This is a genomic window from Alcaligenes sp., from assembly GCF_050255915.1.
GTDB lineage: Bacteria > Pseudomonadota > Gammaproteobacteria > Burkholderiales > Burkholderiaceae_B > Alcaligenes > Alcaligenes aquatilis.
On record NZ_JBFWIQ010000003.1, the window covers coordinates 351,126 to 363,239 of the forward strand.

The 12,114-nt window shown below is 49.4% G+C and carries 9 protein-coding genes; 5 read left to right on the plus strand and 4 right to left on the minus strand.

Features of this window, described 5'->3' with window-relative positions:
• Positions 1–68: 68 nt before the first annotated feature.
• The 4 genes from AB7E06_RS05670 to AB7E06_RS05685 form a co-directional block, all read right to left on the minus strand.
• The gene (locus tag AB7E06_RS05670; RefSeq protein WP_222668004.1) at positions 69–959 is read right to left on the minus strand and encodes a hypothetical protein; all 891 of its coding nucleotides are present in this window, start codon (positions 957–959) and stop codon (positions 69–71) included.
• A gap of 11 nt (positions 960–970) precedes the next feature.
• Positions 971–2,341: a DsbC family protein gene (locus AB7E06_RS05675; protein WP_427955627.1), complete on the minus strand. Its 1,371-nt coding sequence runs from the start codon at positions 2,339–2,341 to the stop codon at positions 971–973.
• A 21-nt stretch (positions 2,342–2,362) separates the two neighbouring features.
• Positions 2,363–2,851, minus strand: coding sequence for a PH domain-containing protein (locus AB7E06_RS05680; RefSeq protein WP_222668007.1), 489 nt, complete (start codon positions 2,849–2,851; stop codon positions 2,363–2,365).
• Between the two features lie 92 nt (positions 2,852–2,943).
• Positions 2,944–3,750, minus strand: coding sequence for a SprT-like domain-containing protein (locus AB7E06_RS05685; protein WP_222668008.1), 807 nt, complete (start codon positions 3,748–3,750; stop codon positions 2,944–2,946).
• A gap of 688 nt (positions 3,751–4,438) precedes the next feature.
• Here AB7E06_RS05685 and AB7E06_RS05690 point away from each other — a divergent pair.
• From AB7E06_RS05690 to AB7E06_RS05710, 5 genes are all read left to right on the plus strand, one after another.
• Positions 4,439–9,394 carry an AAA domain-containing protein gene (locus AB7E06_RS05690; protein WP_372406332.1) on the plus strand — a complete coding sequence of 1,652 codons (4,956 nt, stop codon included), beginning with the start codon at positions 4,439–4,441 and terminating at the stop codon, positions 9,392–9,394.
• 10 nt (positions 9,395–9,404) lie between these two features.
• Positions 9,405–10,832 carry a hypothetical protein gene (locus AB7E06_RS05695; protein ID WP_372406329.1) on the plus strand — a complete coding sequence of 476 codons (1,428 nt, stop codon included), beginning with the start codon at positions 9,405–9,407 and terminating at the stop codon, positions 10,830–10,832.
• 180 nt (positions 10,833–11,012) lie between these two features.
• On the plus strand, positions 11,013–11,384 hold the full coding sequence (locus AB7E06_RS05700) for a hypothetical protein (protein ID WP_321216507.1): 372 nt from the start codon (positions 11,013–11,015) through the stop codon (positions 11,382–11,384).
• A gap of 164 nt (positions 11,385–11,548) precedes the next feature.
• Positions 11,549–11,767, plus strand: a complete 219-nt coding sequence (locus AB7E06_RS05705; RefSeq protein ID WP_427955632.1) for an antitoxin MazE family protein — start codon at positions 11,549–11,551, stop codon at positions 11,765–11,767.
• Entirely contained in the window at positions 11,764–12,090 is a 327-nt protein-coding gene (locus tag AB7E06_RS05710) for a type II toxin-antitoxin system PemK/MazF family toxin (RefSeq protein WP_321216509.1), read from the plus strand. The genes AB7E06_RS05705 and AB7E06_RS05710 overlap by 4 nt, the downstream gene beginning before the upstream one ends.
• Positions 12,091–12,114: the final 24 nt, after the last annotated feature.

The following is a 12,114-nucleotide window of genomic DNA, read 5'->3' on the forward strand; positions in this document are numbered from 1 at the left end:
AGAGGTGGCTTTTCTAACGTGGATGTTTACCAGGCACCAGAGGCCTGGCAAAACTTTGTTTGCTTGAGTTAGAACAACGACATCACAACAATGAATGACATTCCGATCATGATGGTTTTCTGTACGCCACTTACAAGCTCAACCTTTTCGATTGAACCAGTTGAGTAGTTACGAAAAAGCGCCGTAATAAACGACATCAAGATAAGGATAACAAACGCAGTGGATGTCGCAAAAATGATGAGTCGTAAGTTACCCATGCTGACGCCGGATCCAGAAGCAAATCCTTGCTCCAGGCTTTCGGTTAAAGGCAGGCAGCCTTCACCTTCACGGATACAAGGATCGACGGGTAGTCGGTAGGTGCCACCTTGATCAGGGTTTGGTCGAATGATGTCATCTACTGGATCGCCGTTATTGCCCGTAGGCGGGCCATTTCGTATTCGGTTAGCCATTTTGCAGATGGTCGTCCCATTGATATCCGCAAAGCCGTTACAACTGCCTGAGTTGATCATTTTCTGGCAATTCCCGATTCCGAGCTGGACGCATGCCAGTACCATATCACCATCGACTTCTCGGCCATCGAACGTTCCCAGTCCCGCAAGAGTCTTGGGAGCCCGTGCTTGCATGGCATCAGTGGTCAGTTTTGTCCAAGCATCGACTTGGCGTTGCAAGTCCCAAGTTGCAAAATCATCAGGGGTTGTTTTTGCATATTCACGGATATTGGTTTTGTTCATCTGCAGGATGCCTGTACAACAAGACCCGTTATAGATGTCAAGCTGCCCATTCGATTCAAACATGGCCAACCGGCCTACGGCATCCGCATTTGCCTTGAGCCATGGGCTGGCGTTGGGTGAGTTGCGGACAGCATCCGCCACTTGTGCTGCCGTAACAAGTGCTGCTGCGAATGCTACCGCTGAGGCTGTATATAAAAGCCACCCTGAGATCGATCGCTTGCGTATCACTGTTTTGCCTTTTATTGGATTCGTAGGGTTCTATCGCACGATTTCACGTGCTTGCCATGTTGGATAATGCGAAAATAAGCAGTCATCGTGTTTCGGTCGAAAGCAATTTGAGATTGATTGATTTCTCCCGGTTTATCAGCTGGCTCAGGATAGAGATGGCAGTATTCAGGAAAATCCTTCGATACGGACTTGCTGCTATTCATTTGAGTCACGCGCATCGGGCAGACGGAATACATATCTTCAATTCCACGACCGTTGGCGGGAGGAATGCAGCCATTAGAAAAACCGGAGCTAAAGATTGAAAAAACGAATTGGCTGCCGTTTACTGAATATGGTTTTATTAAGATGAAAGACGCCATTTTCGATCCGGGCGTTAAGCCAGATCCAGTTGATTCAATTTCCTTTTCCCAAATATTTCTAGCAAGACTCATTTCCGCACGAGAAGCGTGAGGAAGCTCCATAGATCCTGTATTAAAACCGACCACCGTCATCGGCTCCCACTTAAGCCCAGGCGGAAGATTGCTTTGGCTGTTAGTGCCTTGTGCCTGTGCGAGGTTAGAAATTACTAGCGAGAATGAAAATGCGATGCTGGCTAATTTATTAAACTTCATCTTTATCTTCCCTTGGTTTTTTGATAACTCTGAAGCATCTAATTCTGCAATAAATTGCTCTGGAGGTGTTGCGCCAACTAACCGCTTTCCGTCGCCCAATATAACTGTAGGTGTGTTAGCGATATTGTTTGCTTCTCCAAACTTTAAAATCTCCACCAGACCAGAAATGTCGCAGTCCTCACGGCCATCAATATTTCGACCATTCATGACCATGTTCCAAGCGGTGTTTCGGTCTGTTGAACACCAAGCTTTACGGGCAATGGGGGCCGATTGCGGGTCAATAACGGGAAAGACAAATCGATAGACCGTTACGTTTTCCAGTTGATCGACGAATTTTGTGAACACGCGGCAGATGGGGCAGAGCGGATCCTCAAAGACGGCCATCTTGCGTTGTCCGTTGCCATGGACCTGCACAATGGCTTGACTCAGCGGTAGTGATTCCCATGGGATCGTGTTGAGCTTTTCAAGGGCTGGTGCGGTCACATCACGGCGGTCTTTCATGTCCATGAGGGCGCCGCCGACAAATGCGTACCGCCCGGTCGAGTCGCTGTAGAAAATCTCGTTGCCACTGGTGACCTGGTAGATGCCGGCAATAGGCGTGGTTGAGATGAAATCGATGGGGACAGAACCTTGAGTGTGTTCCTCAATAGCTGCTTGCACGTCAGACGGTACGCCTTGAGCCCAGGACGCTGTGGCCAGTCCCAGGCTAAGGCTTGCACTGGCTGCCAGGCGAATCAGCAAAGAAGAAGGGGAATAGGTTGAGGTAAGCATTGTTCGGAAGAATCCTGGTTGTCAGTAATCAAAGGCGCGAACGCCTCGGGCGACACGGCATTGTTCGACCGCGTCACGAATAAGTTGGGAGACGTGCTGAGGGCTAGCGATCGCGCTGATGTGCACGGTCGGCGTCGAGGCGTCAGTGGTTTGCAAAACGACACGGCCACGGCCGAACAGGGCTTGAAAGAGGGTGCCGGAAACGGCGATGTCTTTTACCCGGTATAACTCCAGGGTTTCGACACGTTTGACGAGGATCCCGCTGTACTCCAGTAGGCGTTGGTTCGTCAGTTCATAGCGATGATTGGCAACCTTAAGGTATCGGTAGATCGCCCAAAGGACAGGAATGACTGTCCAGCAGAACAGGATAGCGACAATGAACCAGCCCGCATTGATGAGCTGGCCTTCTGTGCCTACCCAGATAAGTTCTGTCTCTCGCGTGGATGCAGGAGGCGCAATGTGGCTGGCAGCTGCCTGTGATAGTGGAGTAGGAGTGTCGAATGGGTCCATGTGGCCACTGTAGGGCCGCATGAAGTGTGTGTCTGTTCAAACCCTTGGGCACATAACCAAGGGTTTCGACTTGACAAGCCTTTAAATCAATTCTAGGCCGATTCGCTGTTGGTGCTTAGTCGAGCTGCGTCCGGCGATGTGAAAGGGCTTTCACAGGATCCGCAGATAATCTTCAACTTTGGTTTACCCCAGACGCTTGTGCCGCATGGGCAGACGTACTTCCATCGGTTTGAATTGCCGGTGGGTTTTACCGGCAGGCTCTCGTCGCCCTGGGCGCCGTTGCTCGTGGAGGTGGAACTGGATGCCAAAGCTTGAGTGAGTGCAGGAAGTGCGATGTATGGAGGAGCTCCACCTCCTACTGAGATGTCCAAGCGCTCAGCGGCACTACGAGGTGCGTCGGCATGTGAGAAGCGATCGTACCAGGTCAGACAGAATGACTGGGTGAGCAGATCGGCGCACGCTTTCACAAATTTGCCATCCTCAATCGCATAATCAGCCATGAGTTGGCCAGTGCGAGCGCCACCAGGTTGGCCAGTCGAAGAAGGCATCAGTCCAATCGCTTCCATTTTCGAGGCCCACTCTTCATTGTGATACCTGCCACGGCCAGGCTTGCCGAAATGGTATTGCCAGAGATGGCACATTTCATGTACCAAAGTCTGCATGGTTTCGATCAAGGGCACGACGGCAAAGTAGGCCGGGTTCATCGCTATTTCGTCTGTATAGGTGCCTTGAGCATCTACAAATCGCTGGCTTGAGAAATAGCCCATTGAGCGTTTCTCGCGTTGCAAGGTAATCAGACAGTTAGGTAATTTTCCGTCGAACAGGGCGGTATTAAAGTGATCGTAAGCCTGTTGCAGCTCGGCGTATGTTTGATGGGTCGGTACTGTTCTGATGCTCATAGCAGCTTTAATAGAAAGATTTGTATTGCACATTACAATAATTTTATAGATTTACAACTATTGTCAGGCTGTGAATGCGGCTCCCTGATCAAGCAAAGAGCCCTCCGGTTTCAATAATGAAATCAGAGGGTAAATATCATACTGAATAGAGGGTCTTTACCTAGGCGAGAGTAGAGATCATCGGGAGGCTTTAGGGGTCTAGCTTGACTGACACGTGGGTGTAACCAGCGTCCAGTATCGATGCCTACCATCCATGATTCTTGTATGTCCCTCACTGAATGTCAGTATTGAAGAGGCACGAGCGAACTGGGTGCTAAAACTAGCAACGAGCACGTTTGGTAAAGCTTGGGTGGGCAGACATCCGATGACAATGTGACATTTGAATTAGTAAAACAAGGTGCGAGCTTGGCATTGAAGTCGACGATGCATTTGAAATGGTAGAGCAGACAGAAACGTGAGGTTTTCTTACAATCGGACAGCACATCTATCTGGATTGTCGCTGTCCGGCCATCACGCGTCATTCGTACAAGTTGTAACTGCTACGTTTAGGCGGCCGCCGACTTTGTAAGTACCGAAGGGCCCTTTCTTGAGAGTGGCAGGGATGTCGGGTGGGAAGGCATTGTAAAACGGTGCCGTTGGAAATGGGCGTTGCATTTGTACCCTCAACGTGGAAGAACGAGGAAGCATCTTGGATATTGAAATTTGGGACGGCGGTCTTCAAGAGCACGAGCTTGAAGCAATCAAGAAGATTCGGTTGGCCTTCACGGAGGGCCAGACTGACAACAAGTCGCAGAATAAGGGTGGCTCGCTACGTGATCAGCTTCAAAGCAAGCTTGGCCGTAACGGAATGTTCCCGTGGAAGGGTTATGCTGGATTTCGATTCGTTGATTCTAAAGGTAAGGAAGGTGAATTCGATCTGGTGATCGTGACTCACTGTAACGTTCTCGTTATTGAATTGAAGGACTGGAACTTCGAACCTGTCACTATGGACGGGGACACTTGGTTCAAGGGTGAGAAGAACATGGGCCGCTCGCCCGTGAGTATCACAAGGTCCAAGAAATACACACTTGAGAACAAGCTGAAGAAATTGACCCATCGCTTCACCAACAAGGGCTACGCACCGCACGTTTACTTCTTTGTCGTTATGACGGGGAATGCTGATTTTAGTCAGCTTCCAGAAGTTGAGTTGCAGCACACCATTTCTCTGGAGGACTTTCTTAAATATTCTAACCAAGGGAGGTTTAATGGACACTTTCGTCCGCATCCTCATTCTCAGGTGCTCAATAAAGATTTTTCGATCTTCAATGAGCTGTTCCTTGGTGGCAACACTGCGCCGAAGTCTTTGAGGATCGGTGGCTATACAGCGGTTGAAGAAATCTTCGAGCACCCCAAGCTGGTCTATAAAGAGTACCTGGCAAGCTCAGAAATATCCAAGGGAACAGAGGCGTTGCTGAGGGTATGGAACTTCAAAAATATTCAAGGTAACAAAGGCATCACGCCTGAGGGGCGAGCACAGATAGTATCCCGAGAGCGAGAAGTGCTGCAGTTCATTAATCACCAGAGTAGAGATTTATATAACCATTGCCTTCGCTCACTCACGAGTTTTGAGAAAGATGAGGTTACATCGCAATATAGTGAGGTGTATGAGCTTCCTCCAGGACACGTAAGGTTTAACGAGTTTATCGGGAAGTACGGACAATTACTCACTCCTGGGGATAGGCTGAACCTCGTCAAGCTGCTTGTAGCAAAGTTTGGCGATCTACATGACCTCAAGATTGCGCACCGAGACATAGCTGATCATAGTCTGTGGCTGTCCCCTTCGAAAGAGATTGCGCTCTCGAACTTCATCACGGCATATCATCAGCCTGCTGGAACTGTGGGCGACTATCGCAGCAATTTATCTGTTGGCGCGGCTGAAGTGAAAGAGATGTTGGGAAGCAGTGTCCTCAATCCTTTCGAACAGGACGTTCATGCACTTGGGGTTGTGTCTTGGCACCTTCTCACTGCAAAAAGGATGTCACCAAAGAGCTTGGAAGGACTTGAGGCCGACATACTATCCAGCAGTGAATGGTATGCGGGTCTCCTGCTCGATGCAGTAGGCGGCAAATTCAAAGATGGGGCCAGTTTCTTTGATGGGCTTAAGCAAGCTGAGCCGCAGGTCGAGTCGCTTCCGACCTTTGATGACAGCGAATTGCACCCGTATCGCCGTCCGATAAATCATTCTCGACAATACCGAGAGGATGGCGACTTCATTAGAGAGACCGGAGATAGGGAAGTCTATCTGTCTGGCGGCAGGCTTGTGAAGGCGTGGCTCAATGTCGGCTCCGAGGGCGGTGACCTGGTCAGTAATTTTCACGTTTTATCATTCTTGAAGAAGTTGGATAAGCTGGTCGATGTCAATCCTACTTGTTTGCCCAAAATCTATGAATACGGCCTGGCAACCAAGTCTGGAAGTATGTTCCTTGTCATGGAGCAAGTGGACGGTGAGACTTGGAACGAAGCTCATTTAGAGCAATCTGAGAAGCAAGAAATCATTGAGAAGCTGGTTGGAGCGGTTGAGCATATTCACGAGCTTGGAATCTCGCACGGGGATCTCCATCCTGAAAATGTCATGATCGGTCGCCAGGACAGGAACGTTTATCTGATTGATATTCCAGATTTTTCCCGGAATCTAGAAGAAGTAAAAAACCATCGCTATAGCCCAGAGAATATAGACTCTTGCTCAGCTTTCGAGAGAGATATCTTTGCTGTTTTAAAGATGTCCAGTGAGCAGATCAACCTGGAATGGGGAGGCGAGTCACAGGAGTTTCCTTCGCTTGCTGAGGCGATCCGCACAGAACTCGATGACACGGAATTTGGGTTTAGGGATCTGGGTCGCTTCAAAAAGGCCCTTAAACAAACTACAGCGGCGCAGGAGAAGAAGTGTGTCGAGATCGAACTGAGTAACCTCGACGAAGCTCTGACAATCTTGCCGGATAATGGAAGGCTCTTTGTCAAGCTTAAAGCGTCGAGAAAAGACGCAAGCGAAGTATCGGTTACCTTCTCGGGTATTGGAGGAACTTTCACAGCGTTTTACAACAAGGATCAGCGCTGTTTTGTATCGGGTAAGTTTCCCAGAGCACGGACTAATGTGAATCCACGAGATGAGCAGGAGAGCCAATTTGAGATTGGAACTTCGCTTAGTATCAAACCGGGTAAGCCGTCTCAGCTCATCGAGCTGTCTGAATATCTTCGCTACGATGAGGCGTTTAATCGCGCTATAGATGTGCTCGAACAAGTAGAGACAGCCCCGGACCAGTCCGAGTTGAGCCTACAACTTAAAGAGGCATTTGAAGTCGTTGACCATTCTGGTGTCGAAGGTGGTGCTGGCGTGGCACTTGAAATTTCGACGCGAGCTTTGTGGCGAGCCATACTCGAAACAGAAAGTCAGTCGAGCCCTAACATCGAATTGAACGGCTGTGCGATATCGCCAACGGACGCGGGGACGGCGCTAATCCTCCCTTATGAGGCCGACATCGACCCGTTAGGCGCCTTTTCCAATGCTGATGAAGTAGAAGCGTTGCTGATTGATCCAGATGGCACTGAGCGAAACATCGGTGAAGTCTCCCTCAAGAGGTCAGCGCTGAACGAGGTTCGGCTCACGAGAGCCCGGATGGCTGCTTATCGTTTGAAAGATGGAGACACCGTATTTTTCAGGACGAAGCAGGATCGTGCGTCCTTCCGAAAGAGAAAAGTTGCCCTGGAAAGACTGCTAGATAGAGAAGGGGTCCTGCCAGAACTGCTTGATCTATTCGATCCAGCGTGCAACCGGGTAGCAACGAACTACAGCATTGAAGTTACTGATGAGGATTTTGCGCGATATGACCGGGAAGATCAGCACGGGCACAAGATTAGTCTGAATCAACAGCAACGAGAGGCATTTTCCAAGCTGCTGAACTTTGGACCGCTATCCCTTCTTCAGGGACCACCAGGAACTGGTAAGACTGAGTTCATTGCAGCCTTTGTCCATTTTCTGGTCGAGAAGCTCAAAACCAAGAGAATCCTGTTGGTCAGTCAATCGCACGAAGCTGTCAATACCGCAGCAGAACGGATACGGAAGCATTGCGCGAGACTTGGAACTTCACTTGAGGTTGTCCGGTTCAGCAACCGTGAGGGTGCCGTGTCTCATGGACTGAAGGACGTCTACTCTCATGCCATTACGGCCGAGAAACGCGAATTGTTTAACGCAGAGTATCGCTATAGAGCGGCTGAGCTTTCCGGTGCCCTTGGTCTTGAGGCTGAGTTTGTCTCCAGGTTGGTCGACGCTGAACTTAAACTTTTCAAGCAGATCGATCACTTTGAATCGCTTCTCGCGAGTTTCGAAGATATCGACAACGGAGAGGACGCGCGCGCATTGAAAGCAATCGCTTCAGACTTGGACGGAACTCTCCGGTCGAAGCTTGCGGATAGTTACGGGATCGACCTTCCTCGCGAAGCGAGAATATCTGAAGCCAAGAACATTCTGCTGTCTAAGCTGTGTGCGGAGTATGGTGTCAGGCCGAACGAGTCGAAGAGGGTACGCGCATTGGCGAGAATTTCGAGGGACATGCAGGATGCTCTTTCTGCTGATCGCGTCAATCTAGACGAGTTCTACGCTCGATCTAGACAACTGGTAACTGGGACTTGTGTAGGTATTGGCCAAGGGCACATAGGCATCCATGAGAACATTTACGATTTTGTGATCATTGATGAGGCGGCACGTTCGATTTCGAGTGAGCTTGCGATAGCGATGCAGTCGGCAAAGCGGGTGCTGTTGGTTGGGGACCACCTTCAGTTGCCCCCGCTGTATTCTGATGCTCATAAATCGGCGCTGGCACGTCGCTTAGGTATCAACGACGAGCGCACAGAGCTTAACGCAGTTTTGAAGAGCGATTTTGCTCGTGCCTTCACCTCCGAGTATGGCGAACAGGCCAGCGCTACCTTGCTTACTCAATACCGCATGGTTCCACCAATCGGGGATCTTGTCTCGAATACGTTCTATAAAGGTAAGTTGAGTAATGGTCCTCGTTCCATTCTGAGAATTTATGACGATGCGCCAAATGCCCTAACGTCGCCGGTCACTTGGCTCGATACATCATCACTTGGGGAGCGTGCCAATCACCAGAATGACCGTGGAGTCAGCATTTACAACCGCTGCGAAGCTGAGCAGGTCATGCAGGTTCTCAAACAAATTGCGTCCAGTGGCCAGTTCCTGGTGAATCTGACGCATCTTAAAGAAAAGGACGATGCACTTATCGGTGTGATCTGCATGTATGCAGAGCAAAAGCGATTGTTGCGACAGAAATTCAATCAAGAGGTTTGGGCGGAAGGCTTCAAGGATTTGGTGAAGATCGACACGGTCGATAGCTATCAGGGGAAAGAAAACCGAATCATTATTCTAAGCCTCACGCGGTCGGACAGAACTCGATATCCTGGATTTTTGAGAGCACCCAATAGAATCAATGTCGCCATGTCTAGGGCAATGGATAGATTACTGATCGTCGGAAACACTGACATGTGGAAGAAGCACAACAGCGATAAACCGCTCGGTCAAGTTGTTTCTTATATGACTGATATGGGTGAGAAAGCGGGCTATCGCTTTGTGACCGCGCAAGACAATCGCTGAGGGGGCTGCAATGGAAAATACAACCTATCACGAGATTGATTTTTTGTTGCCGGCGCAACGATTCAATATCAATTTCTCATACATCACAGAGAAAGGACTGCCGTTTGTTCGCGAATTCGTTCTTCGCTTAGTTCATCTAGCGCCGTTGACGAAATCACAGGTTGTCGCTTTCTTTGGCTTCAGTAAGAAGGAAGCCGACGAAGTCATATCGGATTTGGTTGAGCGTGACGAGTTGACGCTGTCGGAGGACGGTCGGCTAGCCCTTACAGAAAAATCCAGCGGATACTTCACTGAAATTGGTGAGGTTCCACGCCTATCGCAGTTGAAGGATAGTGGTGTATGCCTATCATTTGACTTGGCGACTTTTACCTGCTTGGGGAGAGATATTGCTACTGATAAGTGGAGGGCAGGTGTCCAACTCAAGATCGATCCAGAGAATTTCTCTAAAAGCGAGGAGTTGGTAGGAAGGCAGTTTCAGCGTCAATTCAACGAGTTTCTTCGTAAGGGCCTGCTTTCGAAATCTATTGTTCAGGATGAGAAGGAAGCACCGAATATTTACACCGTTAATTCGGTAAGCAAGATCAAACAGCTCCCTTTCAGAATACCTGTCCAGTTCCAGATGGATGAGGAAGGGGCGAGTGTTGAGCGTGACGACTTCGATATGCTGTCGAGTTCAGACTATGTACATGAGTGCGTAGCCGTCGAGCTTAATCGGTTCTCTCGTTCAGCAAACTTCATCGATATTGCGAAATCCATGATGGATATCGGAGACAGCGATACTCTGCGACTGTTTGACGTGAAGAGAAACTCGATCAATCTCAAGTTTCTCGAGGAACTTAACCAGATCGAAGAGAATAATCAAGATATAAGAACGACCTTTTTGGGGCCAATATATTCGCAGAAAAATTGGGAGTTACTTCAGAGGTATTTGGCCCCTGTTCTGGCAGCAAGAATTGAGAGTAAGTCCGACGTAGGAAAAGAACAGTTCGTCTGGATAGCACCGGGTGACCAGTATTGGAGCAAGAGTAACCGCTTGTTGGATTCGCTTAGTGATTTTTTCAATAAATCCAGCACGAAGGAAAAGAAGCTTTACTCTCCGATGGTCTATCTTCCTGTTGCGAAAAGTGACGACGACCGCTCGGTTAGGCAGTGGAGACAAGAGTTTGAATCGTATGTAGGCAATGCTAACGGCCTGTTGGAAGGTTTCCTGAACGGTAATGTCGAGGTTCTTCACTTCGTAGGTGAGCTAGCTGTCATCGTTTATCATATGTCGCTTCCCGATACCTACCCTGTGACGTTACCTGTTGGCTTCGTAACTAAGGATAAAGAAGTTGTATCAAGGGTTGGAAAGCTCGTGCGGACGTATATTGATGGTAGTGCTGGCTTCGATCGTCCCAACGATTGCGGCGCAATTATCGAGATGCAGCGAAGCAAGTAGCATATAGTGCATAGCCCCTCAAAGATTCTCAGCTATCAGAAGCTAAAAAGAAGCCTTCTTCGAGGGTTTCTTCGTGGCTGAAGAAGTCCCTTTTTTTGAGGTTGGAGATAGTTAAACTAGTCACCGCATGAAATTTCGTGCTTCTGAAACTGCAGTTTTCTAAAGCCTATATGGGTTGAAATGAGTACATCCAACATTGAGGCCCTGGCCAGCATATGGGCACGGATTGCTGAGGAAACGGAATTCCCGACCGACTACGAAGGGACTGCCACGCCTGCTGTACACCAAGCCAGCGTAGCAATACAGGAACGGATTCGGGAGCATATCGTCGCGAACAACGACATGCGGCTGTTCGGCCTGCTGCACCTGCTGGGGCAGGCGTCACTGCGCATGGAACAGGAGCTATGGCCGGAGGAAGACGAGCGGCTGACTCGCGAGGTTGAAGAAGCTCTGGGTGAAGTCAGTGATCCCAATGCCAGGTTGTACACCCATGAGGAAGTGATGCAGGTGATGCAAGAGCGGAACCACCAGGCACGAAGCAAGCTCCGTTGATGGGGGGATGTAACTGACGGCTGTTTCGACTTGAGCGCAGGATGCTGGGCTATCAATCACGAACTCAAGGGGCTTTGCCTTGCCGTTGCCCAACAATTGCCGAACTGGATGTTGCATGTAACGGGTGATGGCCGTACTATAAGTGCATAGTTATGGAGGTCAAGATGGCAAATGTAAATGTAAGAGTTCAGAAGCACCGGGATTCGCTCCGGCAAGCAGGATTGCGCCCAGTCCAGCTTTGGGTGCCTGATACGCGTCGGCCTGACTTTGCGGCGGAGTGCCGTCGTCAGGCGATGCGGGTAGCAAAGGCAGATAAAGCTGACGTGGATACAGAACATTTTATGGATGAGGCTCTGACTGACCTGGATGGTTGGACAGAATGAGGCGTGGGGATCTAGTTACTGTTGCAATGCAAGGGGATTTTGGAAAGCCTCGTCCTGCGTTAGTGATCCAGGCGGATTTGTTCGCTGCCCATTCCTCGGTCACAGTACTTCCAGTGACCAGCACAATTGTGAATGCGCCCTTATTGCGCATTAGCATTCAGCCAGACCCAGAAAATGGTCTACAAAAACCATCACAAATCATGATCGATAAAGCATTGACCGTTAAACGAGATAAGATTGGCCAAGCCTTTGGATCTATTAGTGCTGATACACTGGTGGAAATTGAACGGTGCCTTGCTGTTTTCTTGGGAATCGCTAAGTAATACGGAGTGTGAGGAGGGCGGAGG